At 37.2% G+C, this 24,817-nt stretch carries 19 protein-coding genes; 15 read left to right on the forward strand and 4 right to left on the reverse strand.

Features of this window, described 5'->3' with window-relative positions:
* Positions 1–40: 40 nt before the first annotated feature.
* Both SOLCA_RS01410 and SOLCA_RS01415 read right to left on the reverse strand, forming a co-directional pair.
* Positions 41–472, reverse strand: coding sequence for a nuclear transport factor 2 family protein (locus SOLCA_RS01410; protein WP_014678663.1), 432 nt, complete (start codon positions 470–472; stop codon positions 41–43).
* Between the two features lie 16 nt (positions 473–488).
* Positions 489–1,214, reverse strand: a complete 726-nt coding sequence (locus tag SOLCA_RS01415; protein WP_014678664.1) for a metal-dependent hydrolase — start codon at positions 1,212–1,214, stop codon at positions 489–491.
* Positions 1,215–1,417: 203 nt separating this feature from the next.
* On the opposite strand from SOLCA_RS01415, the gene SOLCA_RS01420 reads away from it, so the two are divergent.
* From SOLCA_RS01420 to SOLCA_RS01450, 8 genes are all read left to right on the forward strand, one after another.
* On the forward strand, positions 1,418–3,499 hold the full coding sequence (locus SOLCA_RS01420) for a hypothetical protein (RefSeq protein ID WP_014678665.1): 2,082 nt from the start codon (positions 1,418–1,420) through the stop codon (positions 3,497–3,499).
* 87 nt (positions 3,500–3,586) lie between these two features.
* Complete coding sequence (locus SOLCA_RS01425; RefSeq protein WP_014678666.1) at positions 3,587–4,201, forward strand: trimeric intracellular cation channel family protein; 615 nt, start codon at positions 3,587–3,589, stop codon at positions 4,199–4,201.
* Positions 4,202–4,469: 268 nt separating this feature from the next.
* The gene (gene eno / locus SOLCA_RS01430) at positions 4,470–5,765 is read left to right on the forward strand and encodes a phosphopyruvate hydratase (protein ID WP_014678667.1); all 1,296 of its coding nucleotides are present in this window, start codon (positions 4,470–4,472) and stop codon (positions 5,763–5,765) included.
* A gap of 141 nt (positions 5,766–5,906) precedes the next feature.
* Positions 5,907–6,206: an FtsB family cell division protein gene (locus SOLCA_RS01435; protein WP_014678668.1), complete on the forward strand. Its 300-nt coding sequence runs from the start codon at positions 5,907–5,909 to the stop codon at positions 6,204–6,206.
* Between the two features lie 328 nt (positions 6,207–6,534).
* Positions 6,535–7,344, forward strand: a complete 810-nt coding sequence (locus SOLCA_RS01440; RefSeq protein ID WP_014678669.1) for a universal stress protein — start codon at positions 6,535–6,537, stop codon at positions 7,342–7,344.
* Positions 7,345–7,545: 201 nt separating this feature from the next.
* Positions 7,546–8,037: an NAD(P)-dependent oxidoreductase gene (locus tag SOLCA_RS23695; protein ID WP_281048045.1), complete on the forward strand. Its 492-nt coding sequence runs from the start codon at positions 7,546–7,548 to the stop codon at positions 8,035–8,037.
* 1 nt (position 8,038) lies between these two features.
* Positions 8,039–8,422 (forward strand): NAD(P)-dependent oxidoreductase, encoded by a 384-nt coding sequence (locus tag SOLCA_RS23700; RefSeq protein WP_281048046.1) that lies wholly within the window; start codon positions 8,039–8,041, stop codon positions 8,420–8,422.
* 36 nt (positions 8,423–8,458) lie between these two features.
* Entirely contained in the window at positions 8,459–8,812 is a 354-nt protein-coding gene (locus SOLCA_RS01450) for an arsenate reductase family protein (protein WP_014678670.1), read from the forward strand.
* Positions 8,813–8,966: 154 nt separating this feature from the next.
* On the opposite strand, the gene carA is transcribed toward SOLCA_RS01450, so the two are convergent.
* Positions 8,967–10,064 carry a glutamine-hydrolyzing carbamoyl-phosphate synthase small subunit gene (carA, locus tag SOLCA_RS01455; protein WP_042480489.1) on the reverse strand — a complete coding sequence of 366 codons (1,098 nt, stop codon included), beginning with the start codon at positions 10,062–10,064 and terminating at the stop codon, positions 8,967–8,969.
* Between the two features lie 64 nt (positions 10,065–10,128).
* Between carA and panB the strand changes: the two genes are divergently transcribed.
* The 3 genes from panB (at position 10,129) to SOLCA_RS01470 (ending at position 13,126) form a co-directional block, all read left to right on the forward strand.
* The gene (gene panB / locus SOLCA_RS01460; RefSeq protein ID WP_014678672.1) at positions 10,129–10,944 is read left to right on the forward strand and encodes a 3-methyl-2-oxobutanoate hydroxymethyltransferase; all 816 of its coding nucleotides are present in this window, start codon (positions 10,129–10,131) and stop codon (positions 10,942–10,944) included.
* Positions 10,945–11,022: 78 nt separating this feature from the next.
* Positions 11,023–11,730, forward strand: coding sequence for an RluA family pseudouridine synthase (locus SOLCA_RS01465; RefSeq protein WP_014678673.1), 708 nt, complete (start codon positions 11,023–11,025; stop codon positions 11,728–11,730).
* A 100-nt stretch (positions 11,731–11,830) separates the two neighbouring features.
* Positions 11,831–13,126 carry an NCS2 family permease gene (locus SOLCA_RS01470; RefSeq protein WP_014678674.1) on the forward strand — a complete coding sequence of 432 codons (1,296 nt, stop codon included), beginning with the start codon at positions 11,831–11,833 and terminating at the stop codon, positions 13,124–13,126.
* A 43-nt stretch (positions 13,127–13,169) separates the two neighbouring features.
* Here the strand turns inward: SOLCA_RS01470 and SOLCA_RS01475 are convergent, their stop codons facing one another.
* Positions 13,170–15,173: a DUF3857 domain-containing protein gene (locus tag SOLCA_RS01475; protein WP_042479146.1), complete on the reverse strand. Its 2,004-nt coding sequence runs from the start codon at positions 15,171–15,173 to the stop codon at positions 13,170–13,172.
* Between the two features lie 141 nt (positions 15,174–15,314).
* Here SOLCA_RS01475 and SOLCA_RS01480 point away from each other — a divergent pair, with 141 nt between their 5' ends.
* From SOLCA_RS01480 to SOLCA_RS01495, 4 genes are all read left to right on the forward strand, one after another.
* The gene (locus SOLCA_RS01480; protein WP_157604493.1) at positions 15,315–17,177 is read left to right on the forward strand and encodes a 7TM diverse intracellular signaling domain-containing protein; all 1,863 of its coding nucleotides are present in this window, start codon (positions 15,315–15,317) and stop codon (positions 17,175–17,177) included.
* 389 nt (positions 17,178–17,566) lie between these two features.
* Complete coding sequence (locus tag SOLCA_RS01485; RefSeq protein WP_014678677.1) at positions 17,567–20,665, forward strand: SusC/RagA family TonB-linked outer membrane protein; 3,099 nt, start codon at positions 17,567–17,569, stop codon at positions 20,663–20,665.
* Positions 20,666–20,730: 65 nt separating this feature from the next.
* Positions 20,731–22,248, forward strand: a complete 1,518-nt coding sequence (locus SOLCA_RS01490) for a RagB/SusD family nutrient uptake outer membrane protein (RefSeq protein WP_014678678.1) — start codon at positions 20,731–20,733, stop codon at positions 22,246–22,248.
* 80 nt (positions 22,249–22,328) lie between these two features.
* Positions 22,329–24,647, forward strand: a complete 2,319-nt coding sequence (locus SOLCA_RS01495; RefSeq protein WP_014678679.1) for a glycoside hydrolase family 3 N-terminal domain-containing protein — start codon at positions 22,329–22,331, stop codon at positions 24,645–24,647.
* The last annotated feature ends 170 nt before the right edge of the window (positions 24,648–24,817 follow it).

The following is a 24,817-nucleotide window of genomic DNA, read 5'->3' on the forward strand; positions in this document are numbered from 1 at the left end:
TAAAATACGTATTTATTTATTTATTGTGATTAAAGCTTGCTTATTTGAAATCAATGTTCCCATTTATATACTTCAAATTATACTTAAAGCTATTGATGCGCCATCCGGCTGCTGTTTTTTCACAACCTATATTATAGCTTCCAACAAACTCTCTGGTTTTGCCTTCGGTAGCTGCAGCTTTGTAATGAGAGGCAATAGCATAACAGTAAATCGCCGCCTCATTATTATTTAGGGTTACCAAAAAGTTTCCTGATTGATGATGAACAGCATCAATGCCCTCAAAGCCTACATTCCATAAGCTACAGACCATATCAACAGTCATTTTTGCAGCAGTACCTGCGCCTGTTGAAGTCATATCAATAAAGATGTCTCCTTCAACGAAGACCTCTTCTTTCAATTTTTGCCACTCTTTATAATCAGTGTAGATAAAGAGTTTGTTGCTAAGTTCAATTAGTTGTTCTCTTTCAGTCATGTTTTATCAGTAAAAGTTAAAAGTGTGTATTTAAAGCTTCTCCGGCCTTTAACGCATAGATATGCAGGTCGGCAATATCATTGGTTAACTCTTTAAGTTCTTCGGGAGTACCTGCGAGCATAGGCCAGGTACCGTAATGAAACGGTACTACGTGTTTAACATTCAATAAACGGATTGCATAAGCAGCTTCAAGTGGGCCCATAGTAAAACGATCTCCAATTGGTAGAACAGCAATATCAGGTTTATAGATATCTCCAATTACCTTCATGTCGGTAAATACGCTGGTGTCTCCGGCAAAGTAAATGCTGATATTGTCGGAAAGTTTAATCACAAATCCAACAGTTGAATGAGGAAAACCAATTTCAGTTGCGCTTAATGGAATATGAGCAATATGAAACGCATTAACCATTGAAACCTTTAAATCGAAAAAAGAGATAGTTCCTCCCAGGTTCATTGCTTCAATGCGATTTGCAGGTACACCTTTGCCCAATAAATACCATCTTACAATTGGGTTTACAACTACCTTTGCATTCCATTTTTCCAATAAGGCAGGTAAATCAGGGTCCATGTGATCTTCGTGACCATGTGTTACCAAGATAAGGTCTACTTTGTCAATAGTTTTAAGATCGTTCGGAATGGCAGGGTTATCAGCAATCCATGGGTCGACTAAAATTATTCTTCCTTCAGGAGTAGTAACCTTAAAAGATGCGTGTCCGAGTAGTTGTAATTGTGTTGAATTCATTAGTTGGTTTAATCAGTTGATAGATTTATGAGAATAAAATTATCGATTTATACGAAGAAATTAACTATTAGTTTTCAGCAGGTTTAGATTAATATTTGTAAAATGATAGCAAATTAAAGAGCAGTCTTGCGGAATGCCTGAAATTTTTAATAATTTAAAACCCTGATTACATAGCCCGGCATTTATCATTTAAAGAATAATTAGTGATCATTTTTAGCAGTGTTTCTCCCTGGTGGATAATTCCATGTTTATTACTTGGCGTGGCTTACGCCTGGTTACTTTATCGTAATAGCAATTCATTAAATACCAATCTCAGAAAGTTTTTGGCTGTTGTGAGGGCGCTTGCAGTGGCATTTATTGCATTCTTATTACTCGCACCACTTATAAAAACTGTTTCCCGAACGGTTGAAAAACCATTGATCATTATTGCGCAAGATAATTCATCATCAATTTTATTGAGTAAGGATGTTGAACGTTATAAAGCAGGATTAACAAAAGATTTGGAAGGACTTTCCAAAAAGTTGTCAGGAAAGTTTGAGGTTAAAACGTATTTATTCGGCGACAAAATTACAGAAGGAGCTGCTGTAGATTATTCTGCAAAGCGTACAGATTTTGGCCAGTTGTTTGACGAGCTGAATAGCAGGTATGCAAACCGGAATGTAGGGGCGATAATCATAACAAGTGATGGTTTGTATAACCGAGGTCCAAATCCGGCCTATCAAAAACTGAATTTTAATGCTTCAGTTTTTACAATTGCACTAGGAGATACCACTCCTAAAAGAGATTTGCTGGTTTCATCTGTTGATTATAATAAAATCGCCTATCTCGGAAATACTTTTCGTATTACTATAAACATAGCCGCAAATGGATTTCCAAACCAGAAAACTCGTTTAACGGTTTCAAACGGTGGTAAAGTGTTGTCACTAAAAGAGATTCAAATAAACGCTGATGATTTCCGGCAATCGATTTCTGTGGATTTGGAAGCCGATAAAGCAGGAACTCAACAGTATATTATTAGTGTTCAACCTTTACAGAATGAGATCACTACGAAAAATAATACCCAGCGTATTTTTGTGGATGTGTTAGATGCACGTCAGAAAGTGCTCGTCTTGGCTGATTCACCACATCCTGATTTAGGTGCAATAAAACAATCGTTAGAGAATAATAAGAACTATGATGTAACCACTGAACTGGCTGAAAAAGCAGGTGTCTTGAAATTTGGGGATTATAGTTTGATCATTCTTCATCAGTTGCCGTCTTCTGATGCGGCAAGCAGTGGAGTGGTGAGTAAGGTGGTAGCTTCTGGCGTTCCGATATGGTATATTCTAGGTAATCAAACTTACATTGATCTGTTTAACCGTGCACAGAACAGTGCCGTTGTAAATAATTTTCGCAATAGCTATAATGAAAGCCAGCCAGTATTTCAGGGTGATTTCTTTCAGTTTACGTTATCTGAAGCGGCTCAGAAGCAGTTTGCAGGGTATCCACCATTAAACACCCCATTTGCTAAGTTTACACTGAAAAATCTGACAGGAACTTTATTAACGCAGCAAATCGGGACAGTGAAAACAGGGGAGCCACTGTTAAGCTTTAGTGACAACAATGGATTGAAAACCGGTTATTTATTTGGTGAAGGCTTATGGCGTTGGCGTTTGGCCGATTTTCAAACGAATGGTAATCACGAAGCTTTTAATGAATTTCTGACAAAAACGGTTCAGTATTTAACGGCCCGCGAGGATAAGCGCAAATTCAGAGTTACTCAACCTAAAAAAATCTTCGATGAGAATGAATCGATTTTGTTTAATGCTGAGTTGTATAATGATAGCTATGAGCCAGTTAATGATCCGGAAGTAACCGTTGTGGTAAAAAATAAAGAAGGGAAAAATTATAACTTTTCATTTAGTAAAACGGATAAGGCTTATTTTTTAAATGCAGGTGTTTTACCCGTAGGAGATTATACCTATACAGCCAAAACAAAGTTGGGAAGTAAAGAGCAATCTTTCTCTGGTGCATTTATAATCAATGCTTTAAATGTAGAAGAGCTTCAAACTACCGCTGACCATCAATTATTATTTAACCTGGCCAAAAATAATGGAGGTGAAATGGTATATCCGAATCAGCTTAACAAACTTGAAGAGCTGATAACAAACAAAGAAACCATCAAAACAATCACTTTTGAAGATAAAAAGCTCGATGAATTAATTAACTTAAAGTGGCTTTTCGGATTGATCATTACGTTGCTCGCCATAGAGTGGTTTATCAGAAAACGTAACGGGGATTATTAATTAGTCGATAGTCGATAGTGAATGCTTTCAGTCTTATTTTATACTATGGTCTATGGACTATGGACCATGGTCTAACTCAAAAATTACATGTCCATTTTACACCTTTTTGATATTTTAGGAACAATTGCGTTTGCTATTTCCGGTGCTTTGGCGGCCATGAACAAACGTCTGGATATTTTTGGAGTACTTATATTGGCATTCGTGACAGCGGTTGGTGGGGGAACACTGCGGGACGTAATGATTGGTTACACACCTGTTGCCTGGATGCGAAATTTCACCACTGTTTTAACAGTTTTTGGTGCTTATGTGGTGATATTGTTTGCTAAACCATATGTTCATCATTTTAAAAAAACACTCTTCTTTTTCGACTCCTTTGGGTTGGGGGCCTTTACGGTAACCGGAATTGCCCAAGGATTGGCTTTTGGGTTGCATCCGGCCTTGTGTGTAGCACTAGGCACTATGACAGGGGCGTTTGGAGGGGTGTTGAGAGATATGCTGATCAATGAAATTCCACATGTTTTTAGAAAGGAAATTTATGCAACTGCTTGTATTTTAGGAGGTACTTTGTTCTTTCTATTACAGTATTTTGAGGTAAGCCGGCATTTAACTGAAATAGCTTCAGCTGTTACGGTAGTTTTGGTTCGTGTAATTTCCATCAGGTATAAATTATACCTTCCAATGATTTACGAAAGGGAAGCCTGAAAACAACATTTAGTGTTAATATTACACTAAGTATTGTTTGTTTTGATAACTTTAATAAAGTGTTCTTAATTTAATCAAATCAGTAATTTATTTGAATTATTTTATAAAATTAATAAAAGCCTGACAAAAATCAGTTTGTCTGTGTGAGTATTTTTAGCTACTTTCGGCTGCACTATTAAAAGCAGGAATAACGGTTTGGGATAGCTGGGAAACAGATAATTTCTGCAAACCACACAGAACATAATAACAAATTACAAATAACTATAACATGAGTTTAATCTTAGATGTTAAAGCAAGGCAGATCCTCGACTCAAGAGGTAATCCTACCGTTGAAGTGGATGTAATCACTGAGAACGGTGTTGTAGGCCGTGCGGCTGTACCTTCCGGTGCTTCTACCGGTATGCACGAAGCTGTAGAACTTCGCGATAATGATAAAAATGTATACATGGGTAAAGGCGTAACTAAAGCTGTTGCCAATGTAAATGATAAACTTGCCGACGCATTGCGTGGTATGGATGTGTTTGATCAAAACCTGATCGACAAAGCCATGATCGAAATCGACGGTTCTGAGAACAAAGGTAATTTAGGTGCAAATGCTGTATTAGGTGTTTCTTTAGCTGTTGCAAAAGCGGCTGCTCAAGAATCTCACCAATCATTGTTCCGTTACATTGGAGGTGTTAATGCTAACACATTGCCAATTCCAATGATGAACATTGTAAACGGTGGTGCGCACGCTGATAACAAAATTGATTACCAAGAATTCATGGTAATGCCTGTTGGTGCGGAGTCTTTCTCTCATGCTTTACGTATGGGTACTGAAGTATTCCACCACTTGAAAAATGTATTAAAGAAAAAAGGTTACTCTACTAACGTAGGTGACGAAGGTGGTTTTGCTCCAAACATCGGTTCAAACGAAGAGGCGATCGAAACTGTATTGCAAGCTATCGAGTCGGCTGGATATAAACCAGGAAGCGATGTTTATATTGCTATGGACGCTGCCAGCTCTGAAATGTACGATGAGAAAACAGGTTTATATAGCTTCTATAAATCAAACCCGGATCGTAAATTTACTAGCGATGAGTTAGTTGCTTACTGGGCTGACTGGGCTGCTAAATATCCAATTATCTCTATCGAAGATGGTTTAGCTGAAAACGATTGGGATGGCTGGAAAAAATTAACTGAGAAGTTAGGTGATAAAATACAGTTGGTAGGTGATGATTTGTTTGTGACTAACTCTAAATTCCTTCAAAAAGGTATTGATATGGGTGTAGCAAATTCAATCTTGGTAAAAGTAAACCAAATTGGTTCTTTAACTGAAACTATTAACGCTGTTACTTTAGCTCAAAATAACGGTTACACTTCAGTAATGAGTCACCGTTCTGGCGAAACAGAAGATTACACCATTGCTGACTTAGCGGTTGCTTTAAACTGTGGTCAAATTAAAACAGGTTCAGCTTCTCGTTCAGACCGGATCGCTAAATACAACCAATTACTTCGTATCGAAGAAGAATTAGGTTCTACTGCACGTTTCTTAGGTAAAAACTTCAAGTTCGCTAAGAAATAACCATAATATTTAACCGCAAAGGCGCGAAGGCACAAAGTTAATCTTTGCGTCTCCGCGCCTTTGCGGTTTTAATATCTTCTCATTACCTTTGAAAGAGACGGTATACGAATGTGCCGTTGAAACAGTAAGCTCGCAGTCAGTATGATACAGAAACTTGTCTCCATCGTAAAAAATAAATATTACTTAACACTAGTTGTTTTTTTTGTTTGGATGATGTTTTTGGACAGAAATGACTTTACGTCCCAATATGAATACCGTCAGAAATTAAGTCAGATTCATAAAGATCAACAGTATTACAAAGAAGAGATTATTAAAGTTAAAAAAGATCTAAAAGAACTCTCTACTGATCCTGAACAACTGGAGAAATTTGCACGTGAAAAGTACCTTATGAAAAGAGATGGCGAAGATATTTTCGTGATCGTTCCTGAAGAAGAAAAATAATCTTTTACTCATTTTTTGAATTTGTATCTTCAATTTCCTTTAAATTAAGTTATCAAATTCAACACTTTTGAGTAAATTGTTTACACGATAATGTGCGAATAGTATGCAAGTTCTAAAAGCGCTTCAATTTAAGGTTCTCGTTTGTTTGTTAGCCACTACCAGAGTAAGTTATAGGTTTAATACTTAAAAATGGCCCATCCTGCTCGTAGATTTTAAAACTAAACTTATAGTAAAGTTGTTATAATATTAATACAAAAATAGTGTATGACTTTTATCATAAAACCTCAATTTGATACGTTTTATCTTTAAATAAATCAAAGTTCATAAAATGAAAACCATATTAGTTCCAACCGATTTTTCTAAGTCCGCCTCAAATGCATTGACGTATGCCAAACGATTAGCGATTAATCACGGGTATAAATTAAGGCTGCTACATATTGTGCAAACGATGGTTGATCCTAATATGCCACCTGAGATAATTGATGATGTACTTACCACTCAGGAAAGAGATGCCAAAGAACGCAATGATGCTATTCAACAAGAATTGCACGATGCAGGAGTGGAAACAGAGGCTGTTACACGTCGAGGATTTCTTATTGAAAGTGAAATATTAGATGAGTTAACCAAAGGAGACATCAATCTAATTATCATGGGAACAAAAGGCGTTACAGATTTAGTTGAAAAACTTTTGGGAAGCAATGCTTCATCTATATTAGAGCGTGCAACCTGTCCCGTGTTAGTAGTTCCTGCTAATATTGATCCGGAGAAACCATTGAAGAAAATTGTGTACACCACGCAGTTCCATGGAGAAGAGCTTCCTTATGTTGAGCGTATTATGGATTTTGCAAGTAGCGTAAACGCGGATGCAACGATCCTGAAGATCAATACAAGTGATAAACAAGAAGAGTCACTAATCAATAAGCTTAACCTGGTTTCTCAAACGCTTAACTGCAAAGTTGAAACACATACAGCAAACTCAGTTTCTGAAGGTATCATCAATTATGCAAAACAAAATGATGTTGACCTTTTAGTAATGGTTACGCATAAACGTACGATGATTGAGAAGTTCTTTAATCCTAGTTTAACGAAAAAGCTTGCTGAACATATTAACATTCCTTTGTTAGCATATCATGCATAGATGTCTGCAACTACATAAATGATATAAAGAATCCTCCCTGTCGGAGGATTTTTTTATTTTTAGATAAACTCAGTATCTATTCTTATGAAAATTGCTTTCTTTTCAACTCGTAACTACGATAAAGAAATATTTAGTACCCTCAACGAAACGCATCATCAACATACAATCGAGTTCTTTGAACCTGAGCTTAATGAAAAATAGGTGATTCTTGCAAAAGGCTATGATGCCGTATGCATTTTTGTTAATGATCAGTTGGGTGAAAAAGTTATTACCGAATTGGCAAACTACAAAGTAAAAGCGATTTTGCTGCGATGTACCGGTTATAACAATGTAGATCTGCAAGCTGCCAAAAAACACAATATTGCAGTTATGCGCGTAAGTCATTATTCACCTTATTCGGTTGCAGAATATGCAATGACATTAATAATGGCTTTAAATAGGAAGGTTTATAAATCCTATAACCGCATAAAAAGAGGGAATTTCGAGTTATCCGGACTGATGGGTTTTGATCTGTTTAATAAAACCGTAGGGGTTGTAGGAACAGGAAAAATAGGACAAGTATTCAGCGCTATTTTAAAAGGTTTTGGATGCAGAGTTATTGCATACGACATTTATCCAAACAAGCAATGTGTAGAGAATGGGGTTACTTACGTAAGTTTTAGACCAATTATTCGTCGAATCAGATATTGTTAGTTTGCATTGTCCCTTAACGGAAGAAAATAAGCATATCATCAACGAGCAAACAATTGCGTCGATGAAACAAGGTGTTATGCTTATCAATACAAGCCGGGGAGGACTAATTGATACTAAAGCGGTAATAAATGCTTTAAAGACCGGTAAAATAGGTTCCTTGGGAATTGACGTTTATGAAGAAGAAGCAGAATTGTTCTTTAAAAATCTCTCAGATAAAATTATTCAGGATGATGTTTTTGCAAGACTATTAACCTTTCCAAATGTGTTAATCTCCGGCCATCAGGCATTCTTTACTGTAAATGCATTAAACGATATTGCCAATGCTCCATTACAAAATGCAAGCGACGCTGAAAATGCCCTGTCTAATGAAAATTCCTTATCGTAAATTGTCTACTTTTGCGAACTCAATAAGTTACTATTTATGCCTAAAATCTATCATTTGTCGAGCTGCAGTACTTGCAGCAAAATAATTAAGCAAGCAGAAGAGGCCGGAATTTCTTTTGAAAAACAGGATATAAAGGCAGAGCCAATTACTTCGGCTCAATTAGATGCCATGAAAGAACTTGCCGGATCTTATGAAGAATTATTTAGCCGTCGTTCTCAAAAGTTCCGACCAATGGGCTTACATGAAAAGCAACTGACAGAGAATGACTACCGTGATTTGATTCTTCAGGAATATACCTTCTTAAAACGTCCTGTTGTTATTGACGGGTTCAAAATATTCGTTGGAAACAGTGCCAAGGTAGTGGAGGCGATGATAGGTGAGTTGAAGTAGAAAATAAACACACCCCTAACCCCTCTCAAGAGGGGAACCGCGTCCAGATTCCCCTCTTGAGAGGGGTTAGGGGTGTGTTCCTTATCGCGCTAGAACAAAAACAAAAAACACCACAGGAAATCTGCGGCGTTTATATTTTTAAGTAAGCAATAACCTATTTAAGCATCGCTATGAAATCATCAAATAAATAACGAGAATCGTGAGGTCCGGGTGATGATTCAGGGTGATATTGAACCGAGAATGCATTTTTACCTTTTACACGGATACCTTCAATTGTTCCATCATTAAGATTGATGTGAGTGATCTCAACTTTATCAGAAGCTTTAACCTCATCAGGGTTTACGGCAAAGCCGTGATTTTGAGAAGTTACCTCGCAATGATTTTTAATAATGTTTTTAACAGGGTGGTTTAATCCACGGTGCCCGTTTTTCATTTTATAAGTTGAAATACCGTTTGCTTGGGCCAACATTTGGTGACCTAAACAAATACCAAACATTGGTTTTTCGGCAGCAACTATTTTCTTAACGGTATCAACACCATAAGGCATAGCTCCAGGATCGCCTGGGCCATTAGAAATAAAGTAACCCTGAGGATTCCATTGCTCCATTTCTTCAAACGTTGTTTTTGCAGGGAATACCTTGCAATAAACATCGCGCTCATCAAAATTGCGGAGAATGTTTTTCTTTACACCTAAGTCTAAAACGGCTACACGGTGGGTAGCTTCAGGATTTCCGTAAAAATAAGGTTCACGGGTACTTACTTCCGAAGATAATTCCAAGCCTGCCATTGAAGGAACTTCGCTAAGTTTCTTTTTCAATTCATCAAGGTCAAGGGTTTCAGAAGAAATGATACCATTCATGGCTCCTTTATCGCGGATGTGACGTACCAATTGACGAGTATCTACATCGCAAATTGCCACTACATTTTCGTTAAGGTAATATTCCTGGATCGATTCATCAGCCATTTTACGTGAATAATTCGACGTGAAATTCTTACAAACCAATCCTGCAATTTTTACCGAACCAGATTCAACTTCTTCATCGCTGATACCATAGTTACCAATGTGTGCATTGGTCGTAACCATGATTTGACGATAGTACGAAGGATCTGTGAAAATTTCCTGATAACCGGTCATTCCGGTGTTAAAACAAATCTCGCCGGTAGTGGTACCTATTTTACCGGCAGCTTTTCCATGGAATACCGTACCATCTTCAAGTAATAGTACAGCAGGGATTTTCTCGAACGTGCTCATTAAGTTGCAAAGGTAGAAAAAATCAGGTACTTTCGCCTGCATTTATTCAATTAAATCCTACAAAATGTCAGTCAATACCGAAATACGTAGAATTACCACTAATACCGTACAGGAAATGAAACTGAACGGCGAAAAAATTTCAATGCTAACGGCTTATGATTACTCGACAGCAGTAATTCTTGATGGTGCCGGAATTGATGTTATTTTGGTAGGTGATTCGGCGTCAAATGTAATGGCGGGGCATGAGACTACGCTTCCTATTACACTTGACCAAATGATTTATCATGCTTCGTCGGTAGTACGTGGTACTAAACGTGCATTGATAGTGGTTGATTTACCTTTTGGTTCTTATCAGGGTAATTCAAAAGAAGCTTTAGCCTCTGCTATTCGCATAATGAAAGAATCAGGAGCTCACGGTGTAAAATTAGAAGGTGGTGCTGAAGTGAAAGATTCTATAGAGCGTATTATATCTGCAGGTATTCCGGTAATGGGACACCTTGGATTAACTCCACAGTCGATCTATAAGTTCGGAACCTATTCAGTAAGAGCCAAAGAGGATGCTGAAGCCAATAAGTTGTTATCTGATATTCAAATACTACAAGATGCGGGGTGTTTTGCCGTTGTGTTGGAAAAAATACCTGCTAAATTGGGAAAAGAAGCAACTTCATTAGTTAAAATTCCGACTATTGGCATAGGTGCAGGACCGGATGTTGACGGACAAGTGCTGGTGGTGAATGATATGTTGGGTATTACTAAAGGCTTCCGCCCAAGATTTTTGCGTCAGTATTTAAACTTATTTGAAGAGATTACCGGTGCGGTAAAACAATACATCACTGATGTAAAAAGTCAGGATTTTCCTGGAAAAAAGGAACAATATTAATTAGCAGCGAAATAAATATTAATTGGCAGGCCCGATCACTGATCTGGTACTGTTTTTCATCATAATTAACTAATAGGGATGGGGAAAGGGTTAGTTAATACATATACTTATAAAGACATTGAAGTTCTTTATGAAGACAATCATATACTAGCTATCAATAAGCCGGCAGGAATTGCTGTTCAGTCTGATGAATCAGGAGATAAGCCACTGATCGACTTTGTTAAAGATTATATTAAATATACTTACGATAAACCTGGTGCTGCTTTTGCAGGGCTGATACATCGTTTGGACCGACCGGTAAGTGGAGTAATACTTTTTGCTAAAACAAGCAAAGCATTAGAACGCTTCAATAAGCTGTTTAAAGGGCGAGATATCCATAAAACTTATTGGGCCGTTGTAAAAAATGCTCCTCCTAAAAAAGAAGATACGCTCATCAACTATCTGAGAAAGAATCCGCAAACGAATACCTCCAAAGCTTACGATAAAGAAATTGAAGGAAGTTTAAGAAGTGAGCTTTCTTATAAAGTGCTTTCCAAATCAGACTCCTATTATCTGCTAGAGATAAATCCGTTAACCGGTCGTCATCATCAAATTCGTGTGCAGTTAGCCAATATGGGTTGTCCAATTCGGGGCGACAGGAAATATGGGTTTCAACGCTCTAATCCCGACTGGAGTATTAATCTGCATGCAAGAAAAATTACGTTTGAACATCCGGTAAAGAAAGAACCCATGGAAATTATTGCTCCATTGCCTTCGGATCCTATTTGGCGAAATTTTAATATATAATCCTAATAATAAATTGCCGTATCATTTTACAGTTATAAATAGTAATTTATAGGTAAATGATATGCTTCATTAATTTGCGCTCAACATTAATTTAACGCTGATGTTTGAAAAACTTTTTCAGTTATCCAGTCATAAAACAACAGTCAGAACAGAAATTCTTGCAGGTATAACCACTTTTATGACCATGGCTTATATTCTTGCTGTAAATCCGGCCATTTTAGGATCTACAGGAATGGATAAGCATGCATTGTTTACAGCAACCGTACTATCTACAGTAATCGCCACAATGGTTATGGCTTTTATGGCCAACTTGCCAATTGCCGCTGCACCCGGAATGGGATTAAATGCATTTTTTGCTTTTACGGTGGTTCAGGTAATGGGTTACTCTTGGCAAATGGCAATTACTGCCGTTTTTATTGAAGGACTAATTTTCCTGGTTTTAACTTTCTTTAATGTTCGGGAATTGATTGTGAATAGTATTCCAAAAACATTAAAAGATGCAATTCCAGTTGGTATAGGTTTATTTATAACGTTCATTGGATTACAGCATTCAGGCTTGGTTGTGGCTAATTCGGCCACTTTAGTTACATTAGGTAATATGGCCGACAGACATGTTTGGGTTGTTCTGATTGGATTACTTGTAACAGCTGTTCTAGTAGCTCTTGATGTTAAAGCTGCTATATTAATTGGAATTTTAGCCGGTACATTGTTAGGAATTCCACTTGGAGTAACTGAACTTCCTAAAGGAAATTTGGTTAGTATGCCACCTTCATTATCACCAATTTTTGCCCAATTCGATTGGAAAGATATTTTTTCGGCAGATATGCTTGTTGTCATACTCACTTTTCTGTTTGTTAATTTATTTGATACCGTCGGAACTTTACTTGGCGTAGCAGCAAAAGCCGGATTAATAGATGCAGATGGTAATTTTCCGAAAGTAAAACAGGCATTATTTGCAGATGCTATCGGAACAACCTTTGGAGCTATATTAGGAACAAGTACTATTACTGCTTATGTTGAAAGTGCTTCAGGAGTAGCGGCAGGGGGTCGGACTGGATTAACCGCCTTGAGTACTGCTGGAATGTTTTTAATTGCACTATTCTTTGCCCCATTGTTTTTATTAGTTCCTTCAGCAGCAACTGCTCCGGCATTAATAATTGTGGGATTGTTTATGGTTTCTTCAATCGCAAGTATCAATTTCAATGATTTTACAGAAGCGATCCCTGCGTTCATGACAATGGTAATGATGCCATTTACTTATAGCATTGCTCAAGGAATCGTTTTTGGAATGTTGGCATTCGTATTTATTAAGCTATTCACCGGAAAAGCTAATCAAATAAGTATTACGGTGTATATTATTGCTCTTTTATTTCTTCTGAAATTAGTTTGGATGTGATAAAAACAACGAAGGGAAGATGATCATCTTCCCTTCGTTGTTTTTATTTTTTTGTAGCAATATTAACAGTTTTCTTCTTTAACACAATTGGCTCATTTTGGGTTTTAATAATCAAACTGAATAATTCTTTAAGCATTGGATAAGCCTCTGACGGATAGATGGTCTCGTTTAGCTGCAGAATCGTTTGAATGTTAACTTTGTTGCCATTTATTTCAGTGCCAATCTTATAGAATCCACTTTTATCAGCTAGCACAAAGTTTGTGTTCTTTACTATTGATTCAACTTCGTACCCTTCAGGAATAGTAATGGATAAATTGGTTATTGATCGTTTCTTGATGCCAAAGTCGATAGGGAAAGTTCTTATATTTTGTTTAAGTGGATTGCTTTCAAGTTTGTCGAATATAAACGGTTGCAGGTAAATTGTTTTTGAATCAGCAGCATCTTCCTCATGCAATTTAAATTTGAACTTTACCTCTAATGGTTCATTCAGTACATCTAAGTTTTCAGTTTTAAGAGAGTCGATGGTTCCTGTGGTAAACTTATCCTGAATACTTTTCTGAAAATCTGTCATTGAAGAAAAACTGTTAATTTTCTTGCGCTCTTTAATTGCTGCATAGTCATATTTCCGACCAGCAAAAGATCCTTTGATTGAACCATCTGAACTTACAGTCATTTCTACATTGATCTGTTCAGTATCAAAAAGTTTGGGAACAAGGTTTATCCAGTTTGATTTTTTATAATCAACAATGCGTCCTTCTTTATTTAAACACCTGAAAGGAATAGTTCCAAAATCCAACTCTTTTTCTGTTGCGTCCAACAAATAAGATTTTCCACCTATAATTACATTAGCTATTATATAGTTGAAATCTGTTAAAATAGGATATAGTGTGGTTGGATATCCATTTTCACGTGTAGAAAGTATAACCGGATAAACATTGAAACCATGCGCTTTTAATGTTCCGGTTAGGAATAGATTAATATCAGCAATATTTCCGGAATGCTTTCCTATAATGTTTTTAGGATCATTTGATGCAAGCATTCCATATTTTTCATTCCATGCAATGGATTTTTTTATAAAAGCATAGATCAGTTTGGCCTTTTCAAGAGAGTCCGTTTGTGCTGCGATCTCAGCAGGAATAACTTGCGTATAGAATTTTTGATTTTTATCTACTAATGGGCCGAATTTTGAATCCATTAGTAATTGACGTTCAACATCCTTCCAGGTTGTGCTGAAGCGTTCTTTTCCTCCTGTAGTTGGACTCAGGTATTCTTCAATCTCAAATTCGATTCTTGCAAGATAGTTACGTAGTGTAGTCATGTATTCCTCGCCTTTCATTGCCGGAATATTATCCATTGCAGCTTTGAAGAAGGTGCAGTCTGACTTTAGATTCCCGGGCGGATCGAAACAATCTTTTAGTAAAGTGGTTGATTGCGACGACAACTTAAGTAGTCCACGTAATGAGACTTTGTAATTAAAATAACCTGGAATTTTTGCCCAATACTCACTCCGTAATTTCGGAATATCTGATTGAAAGGTCCATTCATGAAAATTGTAAAAATAAAAAGGTGAGCGTAAGATGTACTTGTATTCTAAAACACTCCCGTCTTTTACTTGTGGAAAAGTAAACTTTACCACATTGTGTTTTTCATTAAGACCTTCTCTGTAAACCTCTTTTGCCGGTAGTTTTGTTTTTACTATTTCGCCTGAAACAAGGTTGTAAGTATAGGCCTCAACACCGATAATCTCTTCTTCCTTACCTCCCGATTTATACAAAGGGATGGTTATGGTTGCCTCCGACTGACCTTTCTGGTTAAAAATTTTAATTTTTCCATAATAATTAAGGTCTAAAAACTCCGGAGAATCGTTCTCTATAAATGCCTCCCCAAATTCATTTAATATTATTGCATTGGCTGAAGTATCAGCAGGGTACCCAGACATTGTCAATTCATCAAATGTGACATTTCCAAATTTGTAGGGAATAGTTTGACTATAAACTATTAATTGAGCGAAAAGTAATGTGATGATTAAGAGTAGATGTTTTTTCATTAAAATAAATTTTGGCAAATATACAGTTGAAGGTGATAGGAAAAATAGGATGTCGTACATACTATTAACCTTGCGAGTGTTAACTTTTTAGTTACATTTGAAATCAGGCATCCCAGCCTTCTGTCAACCAAAATGTTAATTATGAAGTATGTGTACAAAGTATGCCTATTGGCGTTATTGTTGGTTATTGTCAAAACTTCTTTTGTTAGCGCTCAAAACGTCATTGCTATTAACGATAGTCTGAATCAACATATTTTTATGTACGGAGATATTCAGTATACAGAAGACCCTTCTGAAAAACTGACTATTTCAGACATTACTTCAGCCGAGTATACTACTAAGTTTATTTCCAGCAGACTTTTATTCCCTCATAATTTTAATCGTAATTCAACTTATTGGTACCGTATTAAAATAAAGAACAATGTTAGTTCACAGAAAAACTGGGTAATTGAGTTTTTTGACCAAACGATTGATTATGTAAAGTTCTATGAGCTGCAAGATAACGGAACCTATAAAGAAACAGAGTTTGGTGATAGTTTTAAATTTAGTCAGCGGAATTACCATCATAAAAATTATGTTCTTGATCTGGCGAATAAGGATAATGAAGTTCACACGTACTACATCAAAGTAAAATCAGCACAAAAAGCGGATGCGTTATTTGTGTTGCGCTCCGTTAACTGGTTTGTATCCTACGCATTAAATGAGTATTACTTTTTTGGAATATTCTATGGAATGATCATCGTTTTTTGTTTTTACAACCTGATGATGTACTTCGCCATTAAAGAGAACCATTATTTATATTACATCGCTTATTTATTAAGTATTGCCATGTATGAAATGTGTGCTGATGGTATTGCTTATGAATACATATGGCCAAACTTTCCTACCTGGAACCAACATACAACAGGTTATTCCTTATATGCAGCTTCATTTTTTGCTTTATTGTTCGGGCGTAAACTGCTGAATCTAAAGAAGAAAGCTCCAAACCTCGACAGATTGATTATTATTACATTGGTATTAAGAACGGTGTTTTTTCTATTCTGTTTACTTTATTACAGGGCTGGATTTGAAATGCGTGAGGTAGAAGCTATCCCTCTTAGTGTTGCGTTTTATATTGGTATTTGTTTAAGAATAAAAGGGTACAGGCCAGCACGATTTTATGTTATTGGTTACTCTTTCTTATTTCTGGGATTGGCAGTTAAAGGTATTTTAACCTATTGGCCAAATTTTTTGCCATACGGACCCATTACTCATTATAGCTTAAGTTTCTGTTTTGTAATGGAAATGATGTTTTTATCGTTTGCCATTGGTGATAAAGTAAGATTACTTAGGGTGCAGAAAGATATCGCGACTCAACGAATCATTAAACAGCTACGAATAAATCATCAGCTGAAAGATTCACACAACAAAGAGTTGGAGGAGCAGGTTCGGTTTAAAACGCTGGAACTTCGGGAAGCCAATGAATTACTAAAAGAACAAGCTGCGGAAATTGCTGAGATGAATCAGTTACTTGCGAAAGACAATGTACAGCTAAAAGAAGATGTGGCTAAAGTTACTGAAGCAAGGATTATGTTGAAAAACGTGGATTTCGAAGAATTCAGTAAATTATACCCTGATAACGATAGTTGTTTACGTTTCCTTGCAGAACTAAAATGGAAAAAGGGCTATGAATGTCAGCGCTGTGAGCATTCATCTTATTATCATGGTCATGGTTTATTAAATCGTCGTTGTGCAAAATGTGGTTATGAAGAGTCGGTAACAGCCTATACTATTTTGCAAAACACTCGTATCCCAATTAATAAGGCATTTTATATGATATTCCTTATCTATTCCTCAAAAGGAAATATCTCCTCTCATAAACTTTCTGAAATATTAGAAATTCGACAAAGCACCTGTTGGGCTTATGCCAGTAAGATTAAGAAGGCAATGAATGAACGCAAAAAGACTGTTAAGCCTAAAGAATCTCAAAGCTGGAGCGATATATTACTCGAAGAAGCTGTTTAAAATTCCTTTAAATTTTGAAGTTTTAGCTGTTTGCAGAAAAATTAAGAAGATTTTTGCAGGTTTACCTTGTAAATATTTGCCTTAAGCCTGTCGGAGTGAAATTTTCTTTATTCTGCAATTATTTGATTGTCAATCGAATAGGCAAAAATACCTATGCGGTATAATTGCGTATCAGAAAAAAAAATTACAATTCTCTTTTTCCCCTATTGCAGCTGAAAATCAGCAGTAATTATAAAATTAACTCACGGTATTGAAGCGTATTAAAGTGTCTATAATACACTGTTTATCAGTGCGTTATATTGATATATTTCTCTTATCGCATATATTTGAATCGACCGATTTATTAACAGATTAACCAATTTAATGCGATAAGCAAATTACAACCAATTATGAAAAAACTTGTACTTGTTTTCCTGACACTGCTCACGCTAAGCAGTATGCAGCTTCTTGCGCAGGATTTAGCGATCAAGGGAAAAGTGACTGACAATGCAGGTCAGCCACTGACCGGCGTTACCGTTTCCGTTAAAGGAACGAGCCGAGGGACCGGAACAGATAATAATGGTGATTATAGCATTAAAGCTCCTTCCAATGGAACTTTAGTGTTTAATTACATTGGCTATCTTTCGGTAGAAATGCCAGTAGCAGGGAAAACCTCTATCTCTGTACAAATGAAAGAAGATGTTGCCAATCTGGATGAGGTAGTAGTAGTAGGTTACGGAACTCAAAAAAAATCATTGGTAACCGGAGCTATTTCACAGGTAAAGGCTGAAGATTTAAAAACCACATCAATCAGCCGTATCGACCAGGCTTTGCAGGGCCGCACTGCAGGTGTAACTGTATTGCCTCAATCGGGTTCTCCCGGAGCCCCTGTAAGTATCCGCATTCGTGGTGCTGGTTCAAATAAGAACTCAGATCCCTTGTATATTGTTGATGGGGTAAGAGCCGGGGGTATTGAATACTTAGACCCTTCGGAAATTGAATCAACAGAAATTTTAAAAGATGCAGCTTCTGCGGCTATTTATGGTGCTGAGGGTGCTAACGGTGTTGTGCTGATTACCACTAAATCAGGTAAGAATAAGGCTAAAAACGATATTGATTACTCATTCCAAATCGGTCAGCAATCAATTGGTAATCTAATGCCAATGATGAATGCTAGCCAATATCAGGAATATTTATTAGCTTCAGGAACAGCAGGAACTATTCCGACTGCGGCAGAAGCAGCTGCTGTTGGTTCTGGAACCAACTGGAGAGATGCTGTTTTTCAAAATGCACCTCAACAACGCCATGCGTTAACTTTTACTGGAGGTGGCGAAAAATCCTCTTACATGGTAGGTATGACTTACTTTAATCAAAAAGGTGTTGCCGGTGGTGATAAAGCAGATTTTAAACGTTATACCGTTCGTTTAAATACCGATAATAAAGTAAAAGACTGGTTAAATATCGGTGAGCGTTTATCTTATTCTAACTTTACCACTACGGGTTTCTCTGAAAATGATGAGTTTGGTTCAGTAATGAGTAGTACTATTGTATTAGATCCAATTACTCCAATAACTTATGCTCAGGGAAATGCTCTTCCTGCTCACGTTCAAAAAGCAATATCAGAAGGACAGCCTTTAGTTAAGGATGAGAATGGCAACTATTACGGTATCTCTAACTATATCAAAGGTGAATACGGCAACCCTGTTGCTCGTATGCAATTAGCTCAACAATCAACTACTCAAAATAAGGTGGTGGGTAATGTTTTTGCCAACATTGATATTATTAAAGGGTTGAGATTTACCAGCCGTTTTGGTATCGACGCTGCCTTTGTTAAAAATCATAACTGGACTCCATTATTCTGGTTCTCAAGTGAAAGTCAGAATGGTACATTAAACGGTACCGATTATGAGCGTAACTACTTTACCTGGAACTTCGAGAACTTTGCAACCTATGATAAAACAATAGGCGATCATGCTTTCTCTGTTTTAGGTGGTATGTCGGCATTAAAATCTAACTACAATAACATGGAAAGTAGTTATGCCGGATTCTTCCGTAGTGAAACCAGATTCTCTTATCCTGACTTTTCTCCGGATGCTTCAGACAGAATTTTAGGTAAATATGAAGATTATACCTTAGCTTCTTACTTCGGTCGTGTTTCTTATGATTATAAAGGAAAATACTTATTCAACGGATCATTAAGAACAGATGGTTCATCAAAATTAGCACCAGATAACAGATGGGGTGTATTTCCAGCTGTGTCAGCAGGCTGGGTACTTTCAAATGAAAATTTTTTCCCGGCTAATTTAGAGAAAGTGATGAATTACACTAAACTACGTGCCAGCTGGGGTCAAAATGGTAGTTTGGCTAATATTGGTATCGGTACCTGGCTATCAGGTGTTAGTACTCAAGGACTTCAATATCCAAACGCTAATGGACAGTATTTGATCGGTGCAGCTCCTACTAATCTTGATAATAAAGATTTAACCTGGGAAACCAGTGAGCAGTTAGACTTAGGTGCTGAATTGGGTTTCTTCAATAACAGTTTATTCTTAGAAGTTGACTGGTTCAAAAAAACGACCAAAGACTTATTAACCCCGGGTGTAATTCCTGATGCTGTTGGTAACAAATTGGAAATTGTAAACGGTGGTGATGTTGAAAATAAAGGATGGGAATTCGGTTTAACTTATAAGAGCAATTCATCAAAAGCATTTAAGTATTCAGTGAATACGAACCTAAGTTTACTGAAAAATGAAGTTACTTACATTAATCCGCTACTTAACCAAATTAGTGGTGCTTCTGTAGGAACTGGTTATACAGCAACCTTATTTAGTAAGGGATATCCAATTTGGTACTTTAATGGTTACAAAACTTCAGGTATCTTCCAAAATCAGGCACAAATTGATGAGTATAAAAGCAAAATCTCTGATTACAATCCCAAGCCTGGTGATCCTATTGTAGTGGATTACAACAATGACGGTAAAATTTCTGCAGCTGACCAAACTTACATCGGAGATCCAAATCCTGCTTACACTTATGGTGTAACTGTAAACCTTAGCTATAAAAACTTTGATTTCATGTGCTTTGTCCAAGGACAAGGTGGAAACGAAGTTATGATGGGCTTTAACCGTGTTGACCGTCCAACAGCTAATAAACCAGAATTCTTCTATTCTGACCGTTGGACAGGAGAAGGTAGTACCAACAGCTGGTTTGCTCCAAACACTAGTAGTCCATATGTCTATAACAGTGATTTAATGGTGTTCAGTGCTGCATTTACTCGTATCCGTCAGCTACAATTAGGTTATACCTTCGCTCCTAACTTGATCAGTAAAATTAAGTTAAAAGCATTACGAGTATACCTTTCTGCTGATAACTTCTTCACATTCACTAACTATAAAGGAATGGATCCTGAAGGTGGTTCGAATGCTGATAAGCAGAATAGTATGGGCATTGACAGAGGTGTTTATCCAGTGCCAAGAGTCTTTACCGGTGGTCTTTCAGTTACTTTCTAATTTTTGTTGAGAGATAGTAGAGATTATAACAAACTGTTTTAAAGTAACTTTTAACAAACTGTAAAATGAAAATTTCAAATATCAAGTATATATTATTAGGCACAACCTTGCTAACATTGGCAAGTTGTGGTAATGATTTCCTGGATCAGCCTATTTCAGGAAAACTTTCTAAAGATGAATTCTATAAAACGGATCAGGATGCGAGTCAGGCTTTAATAGCTGTTTATGATATGTCTGGAGCAGATTATTATCAGGCTTGGAGTAGTAAGTACATGGTTAAAGAGATGCCTTCTGACGATAGTAATGCAGGTGGTAGTAACGCGGGCGACCAGCCTGGTTATCAGTCATTGGATAAAATGGCAACGCTTGATCCAACGAATGGAAACGTTGGATTAACATGGAAGATCTCTTATTTCACCATTTACCGTGCAAACCTTGTAATTAACAAAGTTCAAGCTGAAACCAATGTTCGTAAACGCATCATTGCGGAAGCTAAAGCGTTAAGAGCATTTACTTATTTCGACTTGGTTGCATTATGGGGTGATGTTCCATTGATTTTGAATGAAGTTGATCCTGCTAACTACACCACGATCACGCGTGCTCCTAAAGCTGATGTTTATGCTCAAATTGAGAAAGATTTAACAGAAGCTATTGCTGATCTTCCATTAAAAAGTGAGTACAGCGCAGCAGATAAATTCAGATTTTCAAAAGGTGCAGCTCAGGCTTTATTGGGTAAGGTGTATTTGTTCGAGGAAAAATGGCCTGAAGCCGTTACTCAATTTGAGAGTGTGATCAGTTCTGGACAATATGGCTTAGAAGTATCTGTAGCGAAAGTATTTTCTCCATCTGGTGAATTCGGTAAAGAATCATTATTTGAATCTTCATTTGTTTCATCAGAAAAATATGGATGGGGTAATTTTCCTTGGGGATCTCAACCAGAAAGTAATATCCATGTTCAGTTAATGGGTCCAAGAAGTGACTTCTATACAAAAGCACCTGCAGATTCACTACTTGGTGGATGGGGGTTCAATACACCTAAGAAAAAGTTGTATGATGCATTTGTTGCCGCTGGTGATAGTGCAAGAAGAGTGAATACCATTATGTCGGATGTTGAGTTGAAAAAAGCAGGTGGCGACTGGACCGCTCCTAATGCTTATGATTATGAAGGATATTTCCAACGCAAATACGGTACATTCCAGCAGCAAACTGGTCCCGAAGCTAATGAGCTAAACTATAGTACCAACTTCCGATTGATCAGATATGCTGACGTATTATTAATGGCTGCAGAAGCTCAATACAGAAATGGTAATCCTGGTAAATCTCAGCAATATTTAAATATGGTGAGAAATCGTTCGAAATTAGCATCAATTACTCCTTCTGGAACTGATCTATTCAATGCAATTGTAAGAGAGCGCCAGCTGGAATTAGCCTTTGAAGGTTTCCGTTTTCTTGATCTTGTACGTTGGGGAATGGCTCCAACAGAGCTTGCCGATGAAGGTTTTGTTGCAGGGAAAAATGAAGTGCTACCAATTCCTATTAATGAGGTTAGAACAGCCGGATTAGTACAAAATCCTAAATACTAGCAAAATTTAATTAATCAGTCTGCAGATGCCCTGCAGACTGATTAATTTCTCTCTCGCTACTAATAAACAATAATAACAATATGAAAATCAGACAAGTATCGTTATCGATATTAATGACTGCCGTTCTTTGCTCTGGGGTAAGTGCTCAGAAAAAAAAGACGGCAACAGTTCAAGGCGCTGTTGCAACTTCCGTAATGACCTCCTCAGACATTGATAAAAAGGTAAAAGAGTTATTGTCAAAAATGACCTTAGAAGAAAAGGTGGGACAAATGACTCAAATCAGTATTGAAGTACTGTTGAAAACAGAAAACGGTAAAGCAATCGAACCACATGAACTGGATCTGGACAAACTGGCTACTTGCATTAAAAAGTATAAAGTAGGTTCGATCCTTAATATTGGCGGTGATGCACAAACAGTGGCTAACTGGCAGGGTGTAATTCAGGCTATTCAAAAAATGGCGCTGGAAGAGAACATAAAAATTCCGGTGTTATATGGTATCGATGCCATTCACGGGAATAATTATACGGCTAATTCTGTACTATTCCCTCAGCAAATTGCGCAGGCCGCTTCATTTAATCGTGAAATGGTAAAGAAGGCTGCGGAGATAACTGCTTACGAAACACGTGCCTCGTTTACTCCATGGACTTTCAGTCCTGTGTTGGATTTGGGACGACAACCGGTTTGGCCGCGATTATGGGAAACATTTGGTGAAGACCCTTATGTAACAGCGGAACTGGGAAAAGCAATGGTGAAAGGTTTTCAGGGCGATAACCTTGTAACCGATAAGTACCATGTTGCTGCTTGTTTGAAGCATTACATGGGTTATAGTATGCCGTTAAGTGGTCACGATCGCACCCCTGCATGGATACCTGAACGTGAGCTGCGTGAATACTTTTTACCTCAATTTGCTGAAGCTGTTAAGGCCGGAGCAAAAACAGTGATGGTGAATAGTGGCGAGATTAATGGAACTCCTGTACATGCGAATAAACATATTCTTACAGATATACTGAAAGATGAACTGCAGTTCAAAGGATTTGCAGTGAGTGATTGGCAGGATATACAGTATTTGTATCAGCGTCATCGTGTAGCAAAAGATAATAAGGAAGCTGTAATGATTGCTATCAACGCAGGAATTGATATGAGCATGGTGCCAACAGATTACACTTTCTGTGATGCATTGTTAGAACTGGCGAAAGAAGGAAAAGTACCAATGAGCCGTATTGACGACGCCGTTAGTCGTATTTTAAGGGTTAAGTATGAGGTTGATTTGTTTAACAATCCGACAGGAAATGCTGCAGATTACCTCCAATTTAATAGCGCTGAACATACTAAGGTTAACTATAATGTAGCTGCTGAATGTGTAGCGTTGTTAAAGAATAATAACAACATACTGCCGTTAACTACCGGAAAGAAAATTTTAGTAACAGGCCCCGCAGCTACCTCAATGCGTGCTTTGAACGGAGGATGGAGCCGTAACTGGCAAGGTTTAAACAGTGATGAAACCGAAAAAGATCATAACAATATTTTAGAAGCTGTTCAAAAAACATTTGGACAACAGTATGTAACTTATAGCGAGGGCGCATCCTTTACTGCAGTTACAAACATTCAGGAAACAGTTGCAAAAGCTGCTCAGTCAGATGTGATCGTATTGTGTATTGGAGAAACAAGTTATACAGAAACTCCGGGTAACATTGATGATTTATCGATTTCAAAATCTCAGGCGGAGTTGGCCAAAGCTCTCGCAGCAACAGGCAAGCCGATTGTTTTTGTGCTAACTGAAGGTCGTCCAAGAGTTATTTCAGAAATTGAATCATTAAGTTCAGCTGTTGTTCATGCATTTTTATTAGGAAATGAAGGAGGAAATGTAATAGCAGATGTATTAGCTGGAAAAATTAATCCTAGCGGTAAATTGCCTTACACTTACCCTCGTCATGTAAACAGCTTACATAATTACTATCATAAGGACACCGAAACCCTGAAGTTTGATGAGTGGGGTGGTTATAATCCACAATGGGAATTCGGTCATGGGTTAAGCTACACCACGTTTAAGTACACTAACTTAAAGTTAAGCAACACGCTGTTAGCTGATAATGATAAAATCACAGTTTCTGTAGATGTTACCAATACCGGAAAGGTAGTTGGAAAAGAAACAGTGTTATTATTTGTATCCGACAAAGTCGCTTCGATCACTCCTGAAGCAAAGCGCCTTCGTGCTTTTGATAAAGTTGAGATCCAACCAGGACAAACTCGTACAGTTTCATTTGAAATTGATAAAAACCGGTTATCATTTATCAATTATGATCTAAAACGAGTTACCGAGCCGGGTGACTTTGACCTTCAAATTGGCGATCAAAAAGCAAGTTTTACGGTAACTGAAGCTTCTTCTCGCAATAATTAAAATTGAAATTGGTTGTGTGAGTCTTTATTTCTAAAGTAAATAAAGGCTCACCTATTTTAGTGTTGAAATTAAAATACCTGATAATTAGCTAGTTGTGTTTTGTTTTTAACGAGTAGAGAATACACAATGCCCTTCCTTTTATAACAATTTATAGATTTGTCGGTTCGCTT

This window comes from Solitalea canadensis DSM 3403 (assembly GCF_000242635.2).
Classification (GTDB): domain Bacteria; phylum Bacteroidota; class Bacteroidia; order Sphingobacteriales; family Sphingobacteriaceae; genus Solitalea; species Solitalea canadensis.

What these genes read in the sequence shown, in the direction of transcription:
- SOLCA_RS01435 (WP_014678668.1), top strand. Translation starts at nt 5,907, where the DNA reads ATGATACAGAAACTTGTCTCCATCGTAAAAAATAAATATTACTTAACA.
- SOLCA_RS01415 (WP_014678664.1), bottom strand. Translation starts at nt 1,214, where the DNA reads ATGAATTCAACACAATTACAACTACTCGGACACGCATCTTTTAAGGTT.
- SOLCA_RS01450 (WP_014678670.1), top strand. Translation starts at nt 8,459, where the DNA reads ATGCCTAAAATCTATCATTTGTCGAGCTGCAGTACTTGCAGCAAAATA.
- SOLCA_RS01410 (WP_014678663.1), bottom strand. Translation starts at nt 472, where the DNA reads ATGACTGAAAGAGAACAACTAATTGAACTTAGCAACAAACTCTTTATC.
- SOLCA_RS01490 (WP_014678678.1), top strand. Translation starts at nt 20,731, where the DNA reads ATGAAAATTTCAAATATCAAGTATATATTATTAGGCACAACCTTGCTA.
- SOLCA_RS01440 (WP_014678669.1), top strand. Translation starts at nt 6,535, where the DNA reads ATGAAAACCATATTAGTTCCAACCGATTTTTCTAAGTCCGCCTCAAAT.
- panB (WP_014678672.1), top strand. Translation starts at nt 10,129, where the DNA reads ATGTCAGTCAATACCGAAATACGTAGAATTACCACTAATACCGTACAG.
- SOLCA_RS01480 (WP_157604493.1), top strand. Translation starts at nt 15,315, where the DNA reads ATGAAGTATGTGTACAAAGTATGCCTATTGGCGTTATTGTTGGTTATT.
- SOLCA_RS01485 (WP_014678677.1), top strand. Translation starts at nt 17,567, where the DNA reads ATGAAAAAACTTGTACTTGTTTTCCTGACACTGCTCACGCTAAGCAGT.
- carA (WP_042480489.1), bottom strand. Translation starts at nt 10,064, where the DNA reads ATGAGCACGTTCGAGAAAATCCCTGCTGTACTATTACTTGAAGATGGT.
- SOLCA_RS01470 (WP_014678674.1), top strand. Translation starts at nt 11,831, where the DNA reads ATGTTTGAAAAACTTTTTCAGTTATCCAGTCATAAAACAACAGTCAGA.
- SOLCA_RS01475 (WP_042479146.1), bottom strand. Translation starts at nt 15,173, where the DNA reads ATGAAAAAACATCTACTCTTAATCATCACATTACTTTTCGCTCAATTA.
- eno (WP_014678667.1), top strand. Translation starts at nt 4,470, where the DNA reads ATGAGTTTAATCTTAGATGTTAAAGCAAGGCAGATCCTCGACTCAAGA.
- SOLCA_RS01495 (WP_014678679.1), top strand. Translation starts at nt 22,329, where the DNA reads ATGAAAATCAGACAAGTATCGTTATCGATATTAATGACTGCCGTTCTT.
- SOLCA_RS01425 (WP_014678666.1), top strand. Translation starts at nt 3,587, where the DNA reads ATGTCCATTTTACACCTTTTTGATATTTTAGGAACAATTGCGTTTGCT.
- SOLCA_RS01465 (WP_014678673.1), top strand. Translation starts at nt 11,023, where the DNA reads ATGGGGAAAGGGTTAGTTAATACATATACTTATAAAGACATTGAAGTT.